Source organism: Gloeothece verrucosa PCC 7822 (genome assembly GCF_000147335.1).
In the GTDB taxonomy this organism is placed as follows: domain Bacteria; phylum Cyanobacteriota; class Cyanobacteriia; order Cyanobacteriales; family Microcystaceae; genus Gloeothece; species Gloeothece verrucosa.
The window spans coordinates 690,775-712,263 of record NC_014501.1; the positions used below are offsets into that span (position 1 = coordinate 690,775).

General features: G+C 40.1%; 20 protein-coding genes. 6 read left to right on the forward strand and 14 right to left on the reverse strand.

Translation table 11 applies throughout. From position 1 onward, the window contains the following. Nucleotides 1–49: 49 nt before the first annotated feature. Complete coding sequence (locus CYAN7822_RS02995; protein WP_013320764.1) at nt 50–1,459, forward strand: AAA-like domain-containing protein; 1,410 nt, start codon at nt 50–52, stop codon at nt 1,457–1,459. An 82-nt stretch (nt 1,460–1,541) separates the two neighbouring features. Here CYAN7822_RS02995 and CYAN7822_RS03000 read toward each other — a convergent pair whose 3' ends face one another. The 8 genes from CYAN7822_RS03000 to CYAN7822_RS03035 form a co-directional block, all read right to left on the reverse strand. Next, the gene (locus tag CYAN7822_RS03000) at nt 1,542–1,949 is read right to left on the reverse strand and encodes a hypothetical protein (RefSeq protein ID WP_013320765.1); all 408 of its coding nucleotides are present in this window, start codon (nt 1,947–1,949) and stop codon (nt 1,542–1,544) included. A gap of 21 nt (nt 1,950–1,970) precedes the next feature. Next, on the reverse strand, nt 1,971–2,369 hold the full coding sequence (locus CYAN7822_RS03005; protein WP_013320766.1) for a hypothetical protein: 399 nt from the start codon (nt 2,367–2,369) through the stop codon (nt 1,971–1,973). 140 nt (nt 2,370–2,509) lie between these two features. Beyond that, nucleotides 2,510–2,917 carry a hypothetical protein gene (locus CYAN7822_RS03010; protein ID WP_013320767.1) on the reverse strand — a complete coding sequence of 136 codons (408 nt, stop codon included), beginning with the start codon at nt 2,915–2,917 and terminating at the stop codon, nt 2,510–2,512. A 198-nt stretch (nt 2,918–3,115) separates the two neighbouring features. Then, on the reverse strand, nt 3,116–3,517 hold the full coding sequence (locus CYAN7822_RS03015; RefSeq protein WP_013320768.1) for a hypothetical protein: 402 nt from the start codon (nt 3,515–3,517) through the stop codon (nt 3,116–3,118). A 128-nt stretch (nt 3,518–3,645) separates the two neighbouring features. Then, nucleotides 3,646–4,056 (reverse strand): hypothetical protein, encoded by a 411-nt coding sequence (locus CYAN7822_RS03020; protein ID WP_013320769.1) that lies wholly within the window; start codon nt 4,054–4,056, stop codon nt 3,646–3,648. A 577-nt stretch (nt 4,057–4,633) separates the two neighbouring features. Further along, entirely contained in the window at nt 4,634–5,746 is a 1,113-nt protein-coding gene (locus CYAN7822_RS03025; RefSeq protein ID WP_013320770.1) for a hypothetical protein, read from the reverse strand. A 118-nt stretch (nt 5,747–5,864) separates the two neighbouring features. Beyond that, nucleotides 5,865–7,493, reverse strand: a complete 1,629-nt coding sequence (locus CYAN7822_RS03030; RefSeq protein WP_013320771.1) for a tetratricopeptide repeat protein — start codon at nt 7,491–7,493, stop codon at nt 5,865–5,867. Then, nucleotides 7,433–8,299 carry an RNA polymerase sigma factor gene (locus tag CYAN7822_RS03035; RefSeq protein WP_013320772.1) on the reverse strand — a complete coding sequence of 289 codons (867 nt, stop codon included), beginning with the start codon at nt 8,297–8,299 and terminating at the stop codon, nt 7,433–7,435. Before CYAN7822_RS03035 ends, CYAN7822_RS03030 begins: the two co-directional genes overlap by 61 nt. A gap of 337 nt (nt 8,300–8,636) precedes the next feature. Between CYAN7822_RS03035 and CYAN7822_RS40460 the strand changes: the two genes are divergently transcribed. Together CYAN7822_RS40460 and CYAN7822_RS03050 are read left to right on the forward strand one after the other, a co-directional pair. Continuing rightward, nucleotides 8,637–10,991, forward strand: coding sequence for an AAA-like domain-containing protein (locus CYAN7822_RS40460; protein WP_013320773.1), 2,355 nt, complete (start codon nt 8,637–8,639; stop codon nt 10,989–10,991). 100 nt (nt 10,992–11,091) lie between these two features. Beyond that, complete coding sequence (locus CYAN7822_RS03050; protein WP_013320774.1) at nt 11,092–12,075, forward strand: fatty acid desaturase family protein; 984 nt, start codon at nt 11,092–11,094, stop codon at nt 12,073–12,075. On the opposite strand, the gene CYAN7822_RS03055 is transcribed toward CYAN7822_RS03050, so the two are convergent. The 5 genes from CYAN7822_RS03055 to CYAN7822_RS36685 all read right to left on the reverse strand — a co-directional run bounded on the left by CYAN7822_RS03055 (nt 12,053) and on the right by CYAN7822_RS36685 (nt 18,513). Continuing rightward, a complete protein-coding gene (locus CYAN7822_RS03055; protein ID WP_157871774.1) occupies nt 12,053–12,901 on the reverse strand; it encodes a fatty acid desaturase family protein in 849 nt (282 codons plus the stop codon). The genes CYAN7822_RS03050 and CYAN7822_RS03055 overlap by 23 nt on opposite strands. A gap of 332 nt (nt 12,902–13,233) precedes the next feature. Further along, nucleotides 13,234–15,237 carry an ABC1 kinase family protein gene (locus CYAN7822_RS03060; RefSeq protein WP_013320776.1) on the reverse strand — a complete coding sequence of 668 codons (2,004 nt, stop codon included), beginning with the start codon at nt 15,235–15,237 and terminating at the stop codon, nt 13,234–13,236. Between the two features lie 393 nt (nt 15,238–15,630). Further along, nucleotides 15,631–15,870 (reverse strand): HypC/HybG/HupF family hydrogenase formation chaperone, encoded by a 240-nt coding sequence (locus tag CYAN7822_RS03065; RefSeq protein WP_013320777.1) that lies wholly within the window; start codon nt 15,868–15,870, stop codon nt 15,631–15,633. A gap of 3 nt (nt 15,871–15,873) precedes the next feature. Continuing rightward, on the reverse strand, nt 15,874–18,234 hold the full coding sequence (gene hypF, locus CYAN7822_RS03070; protein ID WP_013320778.1) for a carbamoyltransferase HypF: 2,361 nt from the start codon (nt 18,232–18,234) through the stop codon (nt 15,874–15,876). Nucleotides 18,235–18,252: 18 nt separating this feature from the next. Further along, nucleotides 18,253–18,513 (reverse strand): DUF4351 domain-containing protein, encoded by a 261-nt coding sequence (locus tag CYAN7822_RS36685; protein WP_013320779.1) that lies wholly within the window; start codon nt 18,511–18,513, stop codon nt 18,253–18,255. A 170-nt stretch (nt 18,514–18,683) separates the two neighbouring features. Here CYAN7822_RS36685 and CYAN7822_RS03080 point away from each other — a divergent pair, with 170 nt between their 5' ends. The 3 genes from CYAN7822_RS03080 to CYAN7822_RS03090 all read left to right on the forward strand — a co-directional run bounded on the left by CYAN7822_RS03080 (nt 18,684) and on the right by CYAN7822_RS03090 (nt 20,931). Beyond that, nucleotides 18,684–19,037, forward strand: a complete 354-nt coding sequence (locus CYAN7822_RS03080) for a hypothetical protein (RefSeq protein WP_013320780.1) — start codon at nt 18,684–18,686, stop codon at nt 19,035–19,037. Between the two features lie 138 nt (nt 19,038–19,175). Beyond that, nucleotides 19,176–20,222 carry a hydrogenase expression/formation protein HypE gene (hypE, locus tag CYAN7822_RS03085; protein ID WP_013320781.1) on the forward strand — a complete coding sequence of 349 codons (1,047 nt, stop codon included), beginning with the start codon at nt 19,176–19,178 and terminating at the stop codon, nt 20,220–20,222. A gap of 307 nt (nt 20,223–20,529) precedes the next feature. Beyond that, nucleotides 20,530–20,931 carry a hypothetical protein gene (locus tag CYAN7822_RS03090; RefSeq protein ID WP_157871775.1) on the forward strand — a complete coding sequence of 134 codons (402 nt, stop codon included), beginning with the start codon at nt 20,530–20,532 and terminating at the stop codon, nt 20,929–20,931. 132 nt (nt 20,932–21,063) lie between these two features. Here the strand turns inward: CYAN7822_RS03090 and CYAN7822_RS03095 are convergent, their stop codons facing one another. Further along, nucleotides 21,064–21,252: a hypothetical protein gene (locus tag CYAN7822_RS03095; protein ID WP_013320783.1), complete on the reverse strand. Its 189-nt coding sequence runs from the start codon at nt 21,250–21,252 to the stop codon at nt 21,064–21,066. Nucleotides 21,253–21,489 lie beyond the last annotated feature (237 nt).

Sequence of the window (21,489 nt, forward strand, 5' to 3'; positions counted from 1 at the left end):
ATTTTGTAGGTTCCCCATACTATCTTTCTTAGGTTTACTCTTGGTCATTATGAATTTTAATTTAGATGAGGCAATAGGAATCGCTAATCAAGCCGTTTTAAAAAAGTTCTCGAGAAATTTAACTGACTTAGAAATTATTATAATTAAAGGCGCTTGTGAACGCGAAGAATACGATCAGATAGCGGCTAAACACCAGTATGCCACCAGTTATATTAGCCAAGATGTCGCGCCCAAGCTTTGGAAACTGCTCACAGAAGCACTAGGAGAAAAAGTAAAAAAAAGTAATTTTAAGGAAGCTCTAAAACGACATTGGGATCATCAATCTACTCATGAATATTACTTACTAAGTCCTCAAGCAATTACGGTTAATAAAGAGAAGCACAATGGCAAGCTAAAAGAATCCCCGTCTGCCAGCTATTCAAGCCAAGGTAAAGCGGATTTTACCACTTCAGAATTGTATGTAGAGCGTTCTAGTATTGAATTGCTCTGTTATGAAACTCTGTTACAGCCGGGTTCTCTGATTCGGGTAAAAGCGCCTAAATTAATGGGAAAAACTTCCCTGATGGAACGGGTATTAGCTAAGGTGAAAAAAGAGGGATATCGTACAGTGAGTTTAAGTTTAGAAATGGCAGACCGGCAAACTCATCTGACTAACCTGAATAAATTTTTACGCTGGTTTTGTCTTTATCTGACGCGAGAGCTTAAGTTACCCAATAAGTTGAATGAATATTGGGATGAAGAGGCTATGGGGGCTAAGGTAAGTTGTACAACTTATTTAGAAGAATATCTCTTGGCGGCGGCAGATAGCCCTCTCGTTTTATACTTAGATGATGCGGATGTGCTTTTTCCTTTCCCTGAAGTTTATGTAGACTTTTTTGGGTTATTACGTTCTTGGTATGAAAAGGGGAGAAGCCGCCCAAATTGGCAACAGTTACGATTAGCCATTGCTCATGCTACTGATGTTTATATTCGGCTCAATATTAAACAATCGCCATTTAATGTAGGATTACCTATTGAGTTACAAGAATTCACAAAACAAGAAGTTCACGTCTTAGCCCAACAATATGGATTAGCCGAAGATTCATCTTTAATCGCTCCTTTAATGCAACTGGTTGGGGGTCATCCTTATTTGTTACAACTGGCATTTTCTCACCTGAAAAGTTACCCCAATGTCACCTTAGAGAAATTATTAGCTGAGGCTTCCACAGATGCGGGAATTTATAGTCATCATTTGCGAGAACATTGGTTGAGTTTGCAAGAAGAACCGAAGTTAATGGCGGCATTGGAAACGGTGATTACTTCTAATAATCCCGTGCGATTAGAAACCATATCAGCTTATCAGTTACAGAGTATGGGTTTAGTGAAGCTTGCCGGTAATGAAGTTGAGCCGCGTTGTCAGTTGTATCGGAGTTATTTTAGTGATCTGATTGGAAATCAGGGGAACAAAAAGCCCAATTAACCCAGGATTCAAACAAGAAGAGGAGAATAAATGACAAACGCGCGAGTGCCTTTATAAAACAAAAAGTGATGCCACTTTAATTTTATCCACGTTGATCTGCTTGCAATGCAACTATAACAGTTTCGATGTCATCCCCTCGAGTAGCTGATTGGATGAATTTTATTGTAACTGGAGCATCTTTTAAGTTTTGAAACTTGTAAGATTTCCACATAGTCATATTTGGAGAAAGTTCTATTGTATCTTGAGCTTGATCTTGAACTTCAAGTTGAACTGTCACTTGGGAGACGAAACTATCGTTTGTATAAAGAACTAACAGATCTTGCTGGGGGTTAATCGTAAGATTATAAGGTGAATCAATTTTATCCATCTTTAAAATACATGGTTGGGTACTTAATACGCGGCAGGAGGTTTGGGCATAGGCAGGTTGTTCCTGGAAACCAAAAGCAAACACGATAGCAAGAGTAAGTATCAGAAAAATTAGACGCTTCATAGTTTTTTTCTTTCCTCATTATTATGATTTTTTCCTATCTGCCTGTAAGACAACTACAATCAGATTCGGTTTTCCTATTGCAGATGAAGCTTGAAATTGCACACCGTTAAAGTTCTGAATACGGTATTTTTCCCAAACAGACTCATTAGCTTCAAGATTTGTTATATCTTGAGACTTGCCTCCAACTTTTAAAGTAACTGATCCTGGATAAGTGAAATTGTTGTTTGTATAAACAACTAACAAAGGTAGATTCTGCGTGATATTCACATTTACAGGCTTATGGTTCTCTAGATTAAGAACACAGGGTTCGTAACTGGTCACAGTACAAGGGATTTGGGCATGGGCAGGTAATGCCTGGAAGCCACAAGCAACCACGATAGCGAAAATAAATGCGAGTAGATCTTTAATTACACGCTCCATCGTTTTTTTCCTTTCTTATTGTTCTATTAGGAACAGCAGAAGCGAACACCTGCTGCCTTATTATTAGACATCTCCAAAAATCAAAGATCGACTTTCCTCCTCCTTTATCTGGACTAATAATTTAGATGCGTAACAGCTTATTATCCACCTTGTGAGTCTGCCTGTGCCGCAACGATGGTAACATTAGGTGATCCTACTGGAGAATTAGCTTGAATGGTAAAACAAGGATATGCATGATAAGGATAATTTTTCAGAACAGACTGATTAGGCTGAAGACTTATCGTCTCTTGTACACCACTAACCCCAACTGTAATCTTTACTGGCCGCTCGAAATCGTTATTTGCGATAACAACTAACAAATCTTGTGCAGTTTCAACTCTCACTGCCCGTACCCTTGTGTCGGTGAGTTCAATGATGCAGGGATTAGTGCTTGTCGCCTGGCAGACCTGGCAGATATCTTGAGCATGGGCAGGTAATGCTTGGAAGCCACAAGCAACCACAATAGCGAAAGTAAATGCGAGTAGACCTTTAATTACACGCTTCATCATTTTTTTCCTTTCTTATTGTTCTATTAGGGACAGCAGGAGCGAACACCTGTCGCCTCATTATTAGACATCTCCAAAAATCAAAGATCGACCCTTAATATATATGGATTTTGTCATCATTTTTAGAGATATCTATTGTTGACATCATCAATACAAAGAGGTCATATTTTAGATGTCAACTTATTTGGGTAACTTACCCGATTATGAATCAGCTTGTGATTCTGCCTGTGTCGCTACGACGGTGGCATTAGGCGTTCCTATTGGAGAATTAGCTCGGAGGGTAAAACCATTATATTTCTGAAAAGGATAACTTTTCCAAACAGACTGATTAGGCTGAAGATTTCTTGTATCTTGAGGTACACCCCCAACCCCAACTGTAATATCTGTTGGCTTACTGAAATCGTTATTTGTGAAAACAAGTAACAATTCTAGCCCAGGCGTAATTCTCATTACCTGACTCCTCGAGTTGGTTAAGTGAATTGTACAGGAATTGGTACTTGTCACTTGGCAAGGGATTTGGGCATGGGCAGGTAATGTTTGGAAGCCACAAGCAACCACAATAGCGAAAGTAAATGCGAGGAGACCTTTAATTACAAGCTTCATAGTTTTTTTTCTTTCTTATTGTTCTATTAGGAACAGCAGGAGCGAACACCTGCTGCCTTATTATTGTTGATATCGTTAATACAAAGAATTATGTATTCGATGTGAGCCTATCTGGGTAACTTGCTTCCTTATGTTTGCTGCGAATCTGCCTGTACGAAGACCACAGTTGCATCAGTAGCCCCATTGGCAGTGGTAGCCTTTACAGAAACTCTATTAAAGCTATTAAACCGGTATTCTTTCCAAACAGACTGACCAGGTTGAAGGTTGACTTGCGATTGTTCTGATGTCCCCGTTTTCAAAGAAATACTCGTTGGACTTTCATAACTGTTGTTAGTGTAGACAGCTAACAAGACTTGACCCGTCGAAATTCGAACACCTTGTTCTTTAGTATTCGTCAAATTAACGATGCAGGGGTTGATGCTTGACACGGTATCGCAAACCGATTGAACCGTTTGGGCATGGGCAGGTAATGCCTGGAAGCCACAAGCAACCACGATAGCGAAAGTCAATGCGAGTAGACCTTGAATGACACGTTTCATTGTTTTTTCCTTTGTTACAAGACTATATTTGAATTGAGTGGTTTTTTCTTCCCACACCTGTTAGACGTTTACCCCCTCCCATTTGGGAATTTTTCGAATTACGGGCAAATTTTCTGCCAAAAAATCTCTCCTCATCCCCTAAAACCTTTTCCCTTATTACCTTTCAGCCTCCGCAAAATCTTCTCAACTTCTCCACGAGCCGGATACAACAATTGCTCACTCAAAGCACTTTGAGTTACCTCTATCGCTCCCAAATAATCCCAAAAGCCAACTAAAGCTCTCCCTAACCCATAATCAGCCGCAGCCGGATTAAACCCTCTTAATTTCTAGTTTTTTTATAAAGCATAAGGTGGGTTAACACTTCTCGTAACCCACCAAATTTAATCATAAAAAAGGCACGTTATATTTAATTAACGTACCCTACAACTTATAAGCTTTTCTTATCACCACAAGTACGGGAGAGCCTTTTTTTACCAGTTTTTTCAGCCATCGCTTTCCCGATAATTCAGAAGGTGCGTTACATTGCATTAACGCACCCTACAAGAGCAGCGATCACACTCAAGATTTCGGGGTAGCCTTAGGTATTAGGTAGCTTGTCATTCAGCTTTGTGATTGCTGTACGGTAATCACCCGGTTTATTCTCCTTTCCAGTAAATTCATCGAACTGATAGTAAAAATAGTCTTCTGGTGTCAATTCTTGCTTTAGATAAGTTTGTAATTTGTCCCATGATGTTTTTCCAGTGTACTTTGCACTGTTGTTATTAATTACGTAATGATGGACCTCCTCAATATTCTTCGCATGATTCCGTAAGACAAGAAATTCTTCATTCGGCTCTGTAATATCGTTTCCACAATAAAGTGATTCAGGCCCGTGTTGGGTAACGTGAGAAGAAAGAGTACCTGATTGCTTTTCCAGGCAATCGTAAAGCCATTGGGGAAGAATATTATGATCAGATTTATTCATAGGTTGATCAACTACCCTATAAATAGACTTTTGCATAGAACCTGGTTTGGGTTTGGAAACTCCCACCAAAACAAGATCCCAATCCGCCAAGTATGGGGCTGAGTTGTTCCCAAGGAAAGTACATAATATTTTTCCTTTGTTGCTAAGCTCCTTAAAATCCTCCGTATCTTCCCATGAGAGTCCGCGTACGCGGTCGCCTTTGTCGCAACACAAGTATGATTTACTGTTTCCTGTTGTTTCTTTTTTTACGATTTTGTATTGGGACCAACCGTCTACTAACTCAATGAAACCATTGAGATATTTTCCTTGTGCCGGTTTCGCTAATTTTTTTTGAATAGGAACTAAGCCTGTCAAACGACGAAAATCGTCATTGTTGGAAATTAAGTTAGGATCAATGCTTTTGTCTTTTACGGTAAGAGGTTTGGATGCGAACTGACCTAAGCCGCGCGTTAATCCACCAATCGCCACTGCCCGGTAAATAAAGAACAGCTTAGGCGGTACTTTTGGTTTGTCCGTTTTATTAATGTGACTGGCACACGCCCGAAAAAGATTTTTTGCATCCGTCAATCGAAGATTGTTTCCGTTTCCGAGCGAGTCCTTCTCAAAGTTTGAAAAAGTTGGTTTGGTAACGTCTATATTGCTACCAATTAAGTGCAAATCCACAGGCGTAGGAATAGGAGCGTTAGCCTCCTGTTCGTGTTTTTGAATCGATATTTTATAGTCCATCTTGTGTCTTCTCCATTATTAGTTTAGTAAACTTCTTTCCACATCTTTTTGACGTTTCCCCACCCCTATTTGGTAAGTTTTCGAGTTACGGGCAAATTTTATCCTCGAAAATCTAGCATCATCCCCTAAAACCTTTTCCCTTATTACCTTTTAGCCTCTGCAAAACCTTCTCAACTTCCCCACGAGCGGGGTATAATAACTGCTGACTTAAAGCGTTTTGATATGCCCCTATTACGCCCAATTTATCCCCCAACCCTAGCAATGCTCTCCCTAACCAGTAATCAGCCGCAGCCGGGTTAAATGTCCTTAATTCCTGACATCCCTCACAAGCCGCTTCCCACCATTTTTTACTAGCCTTGGCATCCTTTAACACTTTGTAACTCTCTCCTAACCACACGGCAGCCGCAACAGATGGCAAACAACCCCCGACGGGTAAAAGCTTCCATCCTTTCTCCAACGCTTCTACTGCTTCTTGGTGTTTTCCAGCCAAAGCCAACACCCGCCCATGACGAAACCAAGCATCAGCTAACTCAGGCTGTAATTCGGTCCCTTGTTGGGAAATTTGACAACCCCGTTCAATCTCTTGAAAATGTTCGACTAATACCCGCCCCGCCGTCGTCCAAACACTCCAACGTTCCGGAAAGCGCCGCAACATCTCCTGCACTATGGAAGCAAGAGTTGTCTTACTCCCTTCTCCTCGTAGGAGAGGGGTAGGGGGAGAGGTCACAAAAGGTAAAATTTCACACAACCCCCGATAAATCTCATAATCATGGGGATAGAGATGATAAGCTTTTACCATCATCTGTGCCGCCTTGTAATATTCTCCTGTGTCAAACAAGCAGCGCCCATAGTAATACCAACCATAAGGATGCTGAGGGTGTTCTGCGGTAAACTCGGCTAAGACCTTCACCCCTTCTCGCCAATCTCCCCGTAAAATATGATAATAGGCTAGGAAATTATAAGCCCCAACTCCATGAGGAACCTGTCGCAGTAGAGAGGTAATCATTTTTTTAGTCTGTTTCCCTTCTTCACCAGATACCCATCTCATCTGCAAACGCTGTTCTATTTGTCTTTGCAGTACCCGTAAATCATCGCCAGATTTGGCTATAAGCTGACTCAACCGCACTCTAGCCGCTTGCATATCCCCCACCGCCAAGAGTGCGTCATAGCTGTTAATCAAAGCTATCATATCATCTGGATTGATAGACAAAACCTGCTCAAAAGCCCTGAGAGTCCCAAGCGGATTTTCTCGCTCCTGATGTACCTGTGCCAAAGCCAGCCAGTGAACCACTTGCTCAGGTTCTAAACTAGCGGCTAAATTAAAAGCCAGGATTGCCTTCTGACTCTCACCGGTGCAAACAGCCATCAATCCTTTGATATGATTCTGAGTCCCTTCATTTTCAGACAACAATAAAGCTTGTTGATATGTTTCTCTTGCCTCTTTTTTGAGTCCCATTAGCTGCAAAATTTTTCCCAATTGTAGCCGCACATCGATTAATTGAGGTTGCCGCTCAATCACTTGACGATATTCTGTGATCGCTTCTGGCCAGTTGCCCATCTCGTAAAGCAAATTAGCCAGTTCTAATCTTTTTTTCCATCCTTGAGGATATTTTTGCACATATTTACTGAGAGTGATCAGTTTCTGCTGTTGTCTAGTTGGCTTTTCTGAGACAACCAACTGAGCATTCATCTCCAGCCCAGAGAATTGACTGAACTGTACCAAAGATGTGACAATGTTTCCAGACATAATACGGTTACTTGATAGTTAATTTCTTCTTGTTTGCTTTTTGTTGGGATGGATGATTCCCAATGAGAAATCACCGTTTCATCAGATTGAAAGGTTTCTCCTTTTGGAATATCCTTGGAGGATGGTGAAAAGGTATGTAGAGCGGTGTTATCTTCCCCGGCAAGATACTTCTTTAATTGCTTTTTTAAAATACTTCGTGCCTTTTGAATGCGTTTACGAGTGTTCTCCTCAGAGAGGGCCAGTTGTTTGGCGATATCTTGATAGGATTTCTCATAGTAACAGTGTAAAATAAAAGGATGGCGTAGTTTATCTGGTAATGATTCAATTAGGTGTCCCAGATATGTCTGCATTTCCCGATTCAAAAGATTAGATTCAGGAATGCCTACCTCAGAAACCAATGCTCGATCATCGGCAAATTTAAGATCATCAATATTTTCAATTCCTCTGGCTTCTCGTTGGCGTTGGCGATGTATATCCATGCAGAAGTTATAAATAATTCGAGCTAACCACGCTTTCGGAGATATAATTTTATTGGCAGATTTTTCCCATTTATTCCAGGCTTTGAGCATGACTTGATTTAGGACATCTTCGGCATCATGAGAATTCCCTCCCATCCACCGTAGGCAAAGTTTGTAAAAATATTTTTGCTCTGATTCCCATAATTGCCAAAAAGCCTGATAATGATTTTGAGACACGGTTTTGAATTGGCTTGATTTTGACAATACATTGCCGATTTCTAGATCTGATAAAGAAAACAAGGGTTCTGCTTTTGGGTAGGCTTGTATAGTTAAGTTGCTGTTGACCATCTAACACCTGAAGAATAAAAGAATGTACAAACAAAAGAAAATTTGTCGCTCTCTATAATTCCTGGCTAAAATAATATTTGAGTTCTTGAGCCAATAGTTCAGTTAAATTCAGGACTTGACATCTCAGTTAAATTCAGGTCATAAGCTGGCACGGATAACAATTGTCTATTCAGATAAGGGAACAGGTAAGGATTTCAGCTTGATTTCTGCTCCTTGATGATATAAAGCTTAAATGCGTATGAGCTTATCCAAGCTAATCAGTTAAAATAAGATATACAAAAATTCATAAATATGAGATAATTCTGACTAAGTTAGGTTTTTATCATCAAAAATACCCATGTCTGCCCAACTCAAACCCATTTATCAGCCTGGTGGTAGTCTCCCGCCTGATGCGCCAACTTATGTAGTGCGGCAAGCAGACAGAGAACTGTACGAAGGTTTATTAGCACTTGACTATTGCTATGTCCTCAATGCTAGACAGATGGGAAAATCTAGCTTACGAATACGAACCATGAATAAATTGCGGACTCAAGGTTTTGCTTGTGCTGAAATAGAATTAACGGGAATTGGTAGTCAACAAATTACCGCGCCTCAATGGTATGGCGGAATTATTCAAGAATTAGTTAGTGCTTTTAAGCTAGAAATTAATCGGCGTAGTTGGTTAAAAGAACGTGATGATCTTTCTCCAATTCAGTGCTTGAATCAATTTATTGAAACTGTATTGTTGACCCAGATTCAGCAAAAAATTGTGATCTTTATCGATGAAATTGATAATGTGTTGGGCTTGAAGTTTTCTACCGACGAATTTTTCGCCTTGATTCGCCACTGTTATGAAAATCGAGCTATTAAGCCAGCCTATAAACGACTGGCATTTGCTTTATTAGGAGTTGCTACCCCTTCAGATTTGATTCAAGATAAACACTATTCTACGCCTTTTAATATCGGTCGAGCTATTGAACTTCAAGGCTTTAAACTCGAAGATAGTAAACCTTTAATTAAGGGATTAGTCGGGAAAGTTAGCAACCCAGAAGCTGTCTTAAAAGAAATTTTATATTGGACTAATGGACAACCATTTCTTACCCAAAAACTCTGTTTATTAATAGTCAATTACTGCAAGAATAGCACAGAATTTACCCCTCTTCAAGAAGGTGAGGAGCGGCAGTGGATTGAGCAACTTGTCGAGAACAAAATTATCCTCAATTGGGAAGCTCAAGATCAACCAGAGCATTTAAGAACCATACGCGATAACTTGCTCTATAATACTCCCAAAACTCAACAATTATTACGGCTATATCAACAGATTTTACAACAGGGACAAATTCCGGCTCTCAACTCTCCTGAATACTTAGAATTACGTTTATCTGGGGTTGTCTCCCAACAGCAAGGCAGTTTAACGGTCAAAAACCCTATTTATGCCCAAATTTTTGATTTAGACTGGGTAAATGAAAAACTAACACTAGAACTAGCTAATTCCCAAATAACAGCTACTGACTCTGACTCTACGTTTAACTTAGTGGAGAACCTCTCTAATACACCAGAAAAGACAGCCACTTATCCCGATAATTCACATATTTTAGCGCAGGAATTGCAACCCATAGGTCAGTGTGACCCAGGGTCGATTAATAATACTGCCAATGTGGATTTACCTTCTTACCCAAGTGGTGCAGTTCCCCTCGATTCTCCCTTCTACATCGAAAGAACTGAGATGGAAATGCAAGTTTTTCAAGAAATTAAAAAACCCGGTGCCTTAGTCCGGATTAAAGCACCTAGAGAAATGGGGAAAACTTCTTTACTGTTGAGAGCCTTAGATTATGCGGCTAGTCAAGGCTACCATATTGTTAGTTTAAATCTAGAGCAAATCGACAATGTAATTTTAGACAATTTACCTCGATTTTTGCGTTGGCTCTGTGCTAATATTACTCACCAGTTAGAACTGGAAATGAAATTAGACGATTATTGGGATGAAGATATTGGCAGCAAAATTAGTTGTTCTCTCTATTTACGCAACTATATATTAAAGCAAATTAATGCACCTCTTATTTTATCCTTAGATGAAGTTCAAGCTCTCTTTGAGCATCCTCTAGTAGCCAAAGATGTTTTACCTTTATTTCGCTCCTGGTATGAGGAAGCTAAAAGACAACCTATATGGCAAAAATTACGGCTAATTATCGTTCACTCTACAGAAATTTATGTCCCTCTTCAGTTAAAACAATCCCCATTTAATGTAGGGTTGCCCATCGAGTTAAACAACTTTAATTTAGAACAGGTACAACACTTAGCTCAACGCTATGGACTCAACTGGTCTGATGGACAAGAAGCTAGACAACTGATGGCGATGGTAGAAGGACATCCAGCATTAGTACATTTGGCTATTTATCATCTCAGTTGCGGGGATATTACCTTTGCTCAATTCATTGATACAGCCGCAACACCAAGCGGCATTTATTCATCTCATTTACAACGTCATCAAGTAGCATTGCTTGAACAACCTGAATTAGCAAAAGCCTTAGATACCGTTCTCAAGGCTCAAGAACCAATCTCATTAGATTCAATCTTGAGTTATAAACTCAGCAGTATGGGACTGATCAAAAAGTTAACAGATAAAGTCATACCCAACTGTGAGTTATATCGGCAGTATTTTACAACCCACATTCCGCACATGGGTGACAACTTAAAACGGTATAAAAGTTAAACTTTTAAAAAGTAGTCCTAACTACAATTATTGATCACAACATAATTATATATTTCACCCATCAAGCCAACTCCTGTTATTTGCCTGTTGAGGTAAAGCGATGTTAAAAAGCGATTTATCTGTTATGGATACAGTCCAAGAGCCGGAAACGTTTGATCCAGTGGCTCGCCAGAAAACTAAACATCATCAAATTCTCTCAGTTCAAGAACTAAACGCCTTAAATGCCCGTTCTAATTGGCAAGGTTTCTTATATCTTGCCGGACATCTCACCATTATGGGAGTCAGTGGTTATCTGTGGGGGACACATCTGAATCGTTGGGAGATAGGTATACCAGCCCTAGTGGTGTATGGCTTCTCTTTCGCTTCTATGTTTGCGCCTATGCACGAGTGTGTTCACCGAACCGTATTTAAAAATAATCGCTTAAATGATCTTGTCGGTTGGTTTGCTGGTTTGCTGTCATTCTATAACAGTACCTTTTACCGCCGCTATCACAAGTGGCATCACCGTTACACTCGCATTCCCAATAAAGACCCTGAATTGACTGACCTCGAACCGAGCAATATTTGGGAGTATCTATTAGTCATGAGTGGGTTGCTGTGGTGGGTTGACAAGTTACGGGGCTATTTTCGTATGGCTTGCGGTCAATTTGAGGGTTGTCCTTATGTTCCTGAAGCGGCTCAAAAAGAAGTAACCCGCTCGATCAGACTACAATTAGCCGTTTATGGAGCAGGTATCGCTGTTTCCCTATTTGTTGGGCAGCCCTGGTTTTTCCTCTACTGGTTGCTACCTCTAGCAGTGGGTCAACCCTTTTTGCGCTTCATTTTGCTGGCTGAACATACCGGTTGCACCAAAGATGATAATCATTTGAGCAATACCCGAACCACCCTAACTTTTTGGCCGATACGCTTTTTAATGTGGAATATGCCCTTTCACGCCGAGCATCATTTATATCCTTCGATTCCTTTTCACGCCCTGCCGGCGGCTCACCAAAAGTTAAGGGAGCATTTCACCCATGTTGAACCCGGTTACCTCAAAGTTAACCGTCAGATCATTGAGACTTTTAGGGAGCATCAGTCAACTTAGCCATCATAAAAGAAAAATCACTAAAAAGTCCTTTTTCAATAGGAGAACTTGCTTGTTCATAAATGCCTTGCTCTTTTAATAGACGATGAACCATTGGCAATTTGTAACAAGGTACTGATGGGTAAAGATGATGCTCCAGATGATAATTATTGAAGAAATATAAAATAGACATTAGCCAAGAAGTTCGAGTTCTTGAATTACAAAATGGACCTATACCCGTTTCAGCGTGTTCCACATAAAAACGAAATCCACTTATTCCTATCGATAATAAATGCGGTAATAAAATGCCAATTATTCCTGTTAAGGGATCAAAAATTGTAATAGCAATGTAAATACTTAACCAAAATATTAAGGTTAAAATATTCACCACAGCAAAGACTCTTATCATCTGCTGATTAAAGGGTAGCCGAGCGTAATAATCCGGCAGAGAACGACCCAATAATACATCAAAAGTATGGCGGACATTTTGGCGATTAATCGCTAATCGAGCTAAAAACATTCTTTGCCAAACGCTTTTGTATTTAACGTAAATCTGACGGTCAGGGTCTTGACTTTGATTGGTGTAGCGATGGTGTGTTGGATGAACAAGAGCGTAACCGATGGCCGGCCATCCCACAATCATCGAGGAGAAAAAAATGCTCGCAAAAACGCTAACATATTTATTAGGATAGAGGGAAAAATGAAAGCCATCATGGGCGACAAATCCTAATAAATGTAGTCCTTGTTGTGCCCCTAATAAACAAATAATCATTAATGGAATACGCGCAACCAGAGGAATATTATCAGTAGCAACAATACGCGCCAGGAGTGCAAAAATAACAAACATTCCTCCTGAATATAAAATGAATAATGTTGATAAAAATATGTTAGGCTGGTAAAAGTTTAAGGGGAGTTTAATACGCTTTTGCATAAAAGTCTAATCCGTAAGGTGTTTAAAGATTATCTTAACATTGCTCAAAAATTCGAGCGTTGATTAAATCCACAACACATTATTAATTAATATTTATTTATGACTACCCATCTGTTAAGCGTATTGATGCACCGGTGACGGCTTCTGGTGCTATTTGGTCTTCTAAATTAGTGTCATCTATGGATTTTTTGATAATTATCCACAGATGAACACCGATGAAATTTGGATAGATTTAAGGTTTTATTGGATTAGGGAACGATTGCAGGCGGCAAAGCTGGCTTTTTAACTGAATAGTTGTAATTTTCTCTCGAATTTTTTTCCTCCTGTAACAATAAATTACGGATGAGTCTAGCGATCGCTTTTTGGGCTAACCCTTCAGCTATTTTTTGGCCGAGTTGTTGAGTTTCAGGTTTAGTAACTACTTTGCTTAATACCGGCACTAACCGCATCGGATCAAATCCCCGAGTTTCTTGTAAGATATTCCAGATATTTTTTAGATGTTCTACAGTCTGAGAATTATCTCTTAATTCCGGTGGGGTTTCCTGTACGGCTAAACCGACTTGTTCTCGCACTGAAGACGAAAAATTAAACCAAGTTTTGCGCCCAAAAATATCGATAGCATTGACCACTTCATCGACGATTTTATTGCGAATAAATGTGCCTCTTTCGGAAAAGAGAAAATCTACGGCTTGATCCACAGCACTATCAAAATTATAATCGGGAGAGTTTTTAGCATTTCGCAACAGGTTTTCTAAGCGATTCCAGCGAAAACTTCCTTCTTTAAAAAGAAGATCGCGCAGAGAGTTTCGTAATTCGTCTGAAGGATCAGTTAAAAGCCGCTTGGCAATATAAGGATAGGCTTTGCTGAGAACTTTAAAATGCGGGTCTATACCAATGGCAATTCCTTCTAATGTCACCATTGAACGGATAATTAAAGCATAATAAGCCGGCACACGGAAAGGAAATTCATACATCATTGCTGACATTTGATCCGTAATGCTTTTAAAATTTAATTCCGCAACACTCGCGCCTAACGCATTGCCAAAAACCTGTGCTAATGCCGGAATAATGGGTCTTAAATCGGTATCGGGTTTTAAAAAATCTAACTTCACATAATCATAAGCTAAAGATTCAAAATCCCGATTCACTAAATGAACAACGGCCTCAATCAATCCATATCTTTGATAAGGTTTAATCACACTCATCATCCCGAAATCCAGATAAGCTAATCTGCCATCATACATGGCTAATAAATTACCCGGATGAGGGTCTGCATGGAAAAAACCATGTTCTAACAGTTGACGCAGAGAACACTGAACCCCAACTTCAACTAAATGGGTGGCTTCAATTCCCCTTGCTTGAATTTCTTTAATATTTGTTAATTTAATCCCATGAATCCATTCCATCGTCAGCACACGCCGCCCGGTATATTCCCAATAGATTTTGGGGACATAAATCTCGGGGATATGTCCATACAGTTCGGCAAATTTTTCTGCATTCTTACCCTCTTGGACATAATTCATTTCCTCAAAAATCCGTCCGGCTAATTCATCGGTAATGGCTACTAAATCCGAACGAATATGTTTAATATTTCTTTGCGCCCAACTGGCTAGACGACGCATAATATATATATCTAAAGTAATGCGGCGTGATAAATCAGGACGCTGCACTTTAACGGCTACTTCTTCTCCAGTTTTTAATTTACCTCGATACACTTGTCCCAATGAAGCCGCAGCAATGGGTTGTGGGGACAGTTCTGCATATATTTCTTGGGGAGTCGCCCCTAATTCTTCTTCAATGAAACGATAGGCAATTTCATTAGGAAATGACGGCAGTTGATCTTGCAGAGTCGCCAGTTCTTCTAAATAGGTAGGGGGAACTAAATCCGGTCTTGTGGAGAGTGCTTGTCCTATTTTAATGTAAGTGGGACCCAGTTTAGTCAATATTTTCCTGATCTGGCTCGCGCGTTTTTTGCCATTTTTTTCGGCTTTTCCGCTTATTTTGTCCCACCATATACTGAGGGTAAAGAAGACAAAAGGAACGATGATATTAAATAACCTTCCTAATACCTGTAGAGGACGCTTACTATAATGAGCATAAATACGTTCTGGATTGTAACGCCAACTCTCAGGCGAAGTATCGCTGATGGGACCGAGTTCCTCTCTATGTCCTTCAGGGATGTGAAGCGGCTGAATATCAACGGTTAGATACTCTTGAGACTGTATTTCAGGCAAGTTGCTAATGGGGGCCATAGGGGTTTAATAAAGGGCAATCAATAATGATCTTCTTTGTAAACTATTGTAACAAGTTCTGTCTTGAGTCCTAATGGAGATCATCCCCTAATCAGCAAAATAACCTGATCGGGTGTTTATTGGTCTGGAGTTGTGGACAATGTTAGCTTGGAGGGAAACTCACCGCCTCAGAAACTGATACAAGTGATCTATAGGCTCGACTCAGTTATCTAAGAAAAAGCCGCTAAGTAGTCGGACTCCCAATAAAGTTAACTGTGAGATTGGGGAATGGGGAAGGGGGAAAGGGCAATGGGTAAGAGTTCGGACACTAAAACATTTCTTAATATAGAGTGCTTTATTTATGTCCAGGTACTTAGGTGGGAGCATCCCTGGGCCTTGAGGTGGGGAAGTCAGTTAAACCGAAGTGTATTCCGAGATTTCTTGGAAATATTCTAACGTTTGTTCGGCGGCTTCTTCATCAACTTTACTGATGGCAAAACCCACATGAACAATGACATAATCTCCCACTTCAACATCGGGAACGTAGGCTAAATTGACCTCTTTAATAATCCCACCAAAGCTGACTTTTCCTACTCTTGTCAGGGGATCATCTCCATTGATGCTCACGATTTTTCCAGGAACAGCTAAACACATCGTTTAAACCTCTTGATGATTAATAGAAACTCTGGGTTTTAGTGCGGCTATAACTTGTCCTAAAGCAAGTCCACCGTCATTGGGCGGAATCTGTTGATGCCAATAGGGACAATAATTTTGTTGTTGTAACTGATCAATTGTGCGTTCTGTCAAATAACGATTTTGAAAACAGCCTCCCGTTAATATTATCTGATGGCAGGGGAAACTCTTGGCAATCTCAAGAATTATTTTAACTAGCGTGTTATGAAACTTAGCACAAATTTCTGGCAGGGGAAGCTCATCAGAAACATCTTTTAAAATTGCTGTGATCATCGGCGACCAATCAATAATAGCGGGAACGGATGAGGAGATAGAAAAATTATAATAGTTATCAGTGATCATTTCTCCTATTTTAAATTCTAACTCCATAGCCGCTTGTCCTTCAAAACTGGCTTTCTGACGAATTCCTAACAGTGAAGCGACCCCATCAAATAATCTGCCGACGCTAGAAGTTTTAGGACTGTTCAGTCCTTTTTTAAGCATGGTTTTCAGTAAAAATAATTCTTGAGGAGTAAAGGTTTGCTCAAGGGGTGTATTGTTAATAAGACCTCGCCCTTCAAGGACGGGGTTTAAAATTAACAGTTCTTCTAACAGTCCTAAAGCAATTCGTCTAGGTTCTTTGACCGCTTGTTCGCCGCCCGGGAGTTGCCAAGGGCGAAAATGGGCCACTCGTTGATAGGTTTCTTCGGAGATATAAATAAATTCACCCCCCCAGATCGTCTCATCTTCGCCGTATCCGGTCCCATCCCAAGCAACCCCTAAAACGGGCGGTTCGAGTCCATGTTCGGCCATACAAGAGAGAACATGGGCATAATGATGTTGTACTTTAATGAGGGGTAAGTTTTGAGAAGCGGCGAACTGACTCGAGATATAATCGGGGTGAGCATCACAAGCAACCAGTTCAGGTTCAAACTCATAGAGTTCCCTTAAGCTAGTCATGACTTGTTGAAAATAGTTAAAAGCGGCAGGGGTTTCCAAGTCTCCAATATGTTGAGAGAGAAACACTTGAGGCGGGCGGGCGATGGCTATGGTATTTTTTAAATGGCCGCCTACTGCCAGAACAGGGGTTAAGGGAGAGGGAGTAGGGGATGGGATAATTATAGGAAAAGGGGCGTAACCTCTAGCGCGGCGTAGAACCATTTCTCGACCTCCCATAGTACGGACTACAGAGTCATCTACTGGCCGGGCGATGGGACGGTTATGAACTAAAAATACATCTGCTATTTGGTTTAATTTTTGTAGCGCTTCAAGTTCATCAACACAGATAGGTTCATCGGATACATTCCCACTGGTAGCAACCATAGGAAACCCTAATTCTCTCATCAGGAGATGATGCAAAGGCGTATAAGGTAACATCACCCCTAAATAAGGGTTCCCGGGTGCCACCTCAGAAGATATGGTTCCCCCCTTCATAAGGGGGGTTAGGGGGGATCTGAAGTTAGGGGAGAGGTCAAACTTTAACAAAACAATAGGACATTCAGCAGACTGTAATAATTCCTCTTCGGTAGGAGTCACCTGACACTGTTCCTTTACCAAGTCCAAACCCGGATACATAACAGCAAAAGGTTTATCGGGGCGGCCTTTACGCTTTCTCAGTTCTGCTACGGCGGCGCTATTTCTCGCATCAACCACTAAATGAAACCCACCTAATCCTTTTATAGCAACAATTTTTCCCTCTCTGATGGCGTTAGCAGCCGCTATCAAAGCGCGATCACCAGCCGCTAAAACTTCACCTTGGAGGTTCCATAATTCTAAATGAGGCCCACACACAGGACAAGCATTGGGTTGTGCATGAAAGCGTCTATCTAAAGGGTTTTCATATTCTGCTTGACATTGGGGACACATTTTAAACCCTTTCATGGTGGTATTACACCGGTCATAGGGTAACGCTTCAATAATGGTATATCTGGGCCCGCAGTTGGTACAGTTGGTAAAAGGATAACGGTAGCGGCGGTTATGGGGGTCAAAAATTTCTCTAAAACAGTCTGGACAAGTAGCAAGGTCCGGCAACACTACGGCGGTTTTTTCGCCGCTAACACTATGACGGATCTCAAAAGTAGTATATCCGCTCAGGTCTAACCATTGGGTTTCGATGGTATGGATCTGCGATCGCGGGGGTTTTTCGCGTTGTACCCGTTCTAAAAAAGACTCTAAAGTATTTCTGTTACCTTCAACTTCTATAAACACCCCTACAGAAGAATTATTCACCCATCCGACTAACGCTAATTCTGTAGCGAGTCGATAAATAAAGGGACGAAACCCCACACCCTGCACTGCACCTCGGATAATTAAGGATAAGCGCTGTCTATTTGTTTGATCTGCCATTCGGGTTTTGGCTATAAATTAAGAATTGTTATCTAACCAGGATACTAAATCTGACATTGATTGAAAGTCTAACAAAGCCTCCGCTAAATCTTCTATTTGTACTGTAGATAACTGATTCATTTTATCTTCTTGTTCTCGCGGAATTTTCCCAAAACGGCGAGTCAGAAGACGCATAACTAATTCTAATTTGCCTTGTTGTAAGCCTAATTGTAACCCTATGCGTTCTCCTTGTTTCTGGCCTTTTTGCAGAATATCTTGATAAGTAACAGACTCTCTCATAAGTTTATCTTTTATATGTATTTGATGAATCAAATTGTATTTTATCTGTACTTTTATTTTAGATTGTAACTTTTTATGTGTTTAAAAGGTTGATTTTTATTGAAAATTAAACTAAATAAGCGATTTTTTGTGGTTTAATTAGCAATAGGTTGAACTTAAAGGAGATCGGTATGACTCAAAGCCAAGAGAGTAATTGGTTATGGGATGGGTTAAAGCGTATTGTTCAGCTAGTTGTAGTTGGCGCAACAATGTGGTTTGCGGGTGTATATCTTGTGCAATTAGTAGAATTTGGGTCTTACAGTGGAGATCTAACAAGTGTTTTATTAGATCATATACCAGCAGCTATTGGAATCCCCCTGGCGGCCATAGCGGCAACCTGCATAGTTGTTGTTCTAGACTTTTCAACCCAAGATACTATTAAGGTTGACGCAACTGGATTCAAATTTGAGGGTGCTACTGGACAAATTATATTATGGGTTTTTTGCTTTTTAGCACTCGTTAGTGCCTTAAAACTCTTGTGGTAAGGCTTGTAGTTAATTGTATCTCTAAGTTAGGTTGAGCGCCACAGAAACCTAAAATGATTTAACTTAAGTAAAGAGTTGGGTTTCGTTCCACTGGCTCAACCTACAATACAATTACTATCTGTACCCTAATCACTAGCAATGACTGATTTTACCGTCTCTTGTCCTATCCCTATAGACCAATATCCTACCGTATTACTGGCTCACGGAGGCGGGGGTAAATTGATGCAGCAGTTGCTAGAAAGGATGTTTTTGCCGACTTTTGGCGCGGCTAAAAGTATTCCCCATGATTCAGCCGTTTTAAGCTTGCCTACCGATAAAATCGCTTTTACCACAGATTCTTATGTCATTAACCCTCTGTTTTTTCCGGGGGGTGATATCGGTTCATTAGCCATTCATGGGACTGTTAATGATCTTGCCATGAGTGGGGCGCGTCCGTTATATCTGAGTGTGGGGTTTATCCTCGAAGAAGGTTTACCGATGGAAACTCTGTGGCGTATTGTTCAATCTATGCAGCAAGCCGCCGAAAATGCTAATGTCCAAATTATTACGGGGGATACTAAGGTTGTCGATAGGGGAAAAGGGGATGGTATTTTTATTAATACCGCCGGAGTGGGAATAGTAGAACATGATTTACTTATTGCTCCCCAAAGTGTAGAACCGGGAGATGTTATTTTAATTAATGGGGACCTTGGTCGTCATGGTATTGCCATTATGGCGGTTCGAGAAGGGTTAGAGTTTGAGACAACGATCGAAAGTGATTCAGCGCCGCTTGCTAGTATTGTGTTAGAACTGATAGAAGCCGGGGTAAAGATTCATTGTTTGAGAGATTTAACGAGAGGCGGTTTATCGAGTACCTTAAATGAAATTGCCGCCAGTGCAAAAGTAACGATAAATATTGATGAAAATGTGATTCCAGTACGAGAAGATGTGCAAGGCGCTTGTGAGATTTTAGGGTTCGATCCCTTGTATGTGGCTAATGAGGGACGCTTTGCGGCTTTTGTTCCCCAGGAGTCGGTAGATAAAGCGTTGGAGATATTGCGATCGCATAATGAGCAAGCTTGCATAATTGGTCAGGTAACGGGCAGGAGTGACGCTAAGATGGGGTTAGTTACTGTACAAAGTCTGATCGGTGCTAGTCGCATTTTAGATATGTTGAGTGGAGAACAGTTACCGAGAATTTGTTAAAGGAAACAATCTCTTATTGTTTGCCCAATTTTAGTACATTAGTTTGCCATTTCTTCTTCTGTAAATATTTTAATATACTAGACAATTAGAAAACTCTGCTATAATAGTTACGTAGTTGTACAAAAGAAAAGTTAACTATGAGGGTAGGGCGTAATATGAGATATAAACTTGGTAACAAAAAACCAAAAAGGGGGGATATTCTTACAATTACAAAGAATATGGAGAAAGATCGCTGGTTAACTATCTATTTTTTAAGAAAGCTATGAAGTATAGACTCGGTAACAATAAACCCAAAAAAAAGAGCAATATGCTTACTATTCTAAGCAATATGGAGAAAGATCGCTGGTATGAAGAAGAAGAGTTATATCAATTGGCACAAGAGTTAAATCTCAATCATTTTACGATTCCTAACTTGCTTAACTATGGAGTTAAACACGATTTTATTATACCGGAATCGCAAAATACTACAACAACCGAATCTATTTTTAATGATGATGACGAGGGGAGTGGCAGTGATGAAGGTTCTCTAAAAAAAAGATGGTTACAAAAATGGCAAGATAATTACGAAAAAAAGGCTCAAAAAGAGAAAAAAATTGCTAATTTAGAGAAAGAAATTGCTAATTTAACAGAAAAGCTTGAGCAAGAACGACAGGAATTTAAAAAATTGCATCAGGAAGCAGAAATTTTGCAGGACTTACTCAAATCCTAAATATAGACATAGGGTAAGGGTGTGTTTTGCTCTGCCTTACTAAATTATGTATAGAAATAGATATGATATATTAAAAGAGTGAATTATATAAATCATTTATGACAAAAATAATCTACATTAAATACTACTAAGCTATTTATCTGTAGCTACAGCAGTTTTATGTCGAGGACGGCGAGGCTTACCGTATGTAATCTTAATTTCATCAGCATTAGCCGTCCAAAAATCTTCTAATTCATCTATACTGACCTTAACTGTTTCGCCATTTTTTAACTGAATAGCTACAAAAGTTGTTTCATGTTCGGATAGAGGTTGATTGGTCATCTGTTGTCTCCGCTTTTTTTAGCAACTGTCAGAGTTAGTAAGCTACACTTATACACTGATCTTACTTTAATACATACAAAGCATAACCTATCTTTGTAGAGTTTTGGTGGGTTACGCTATCACCTAACTCACCCTACAAATATAATTTAGCCCGCGTAGGCGGGCTTCGCTCGTATAGCCCCACCCTTCAGGGTGCGGGCTTATTTTGTGAAAATCTCTCCAAAGACTCTCGCAGAA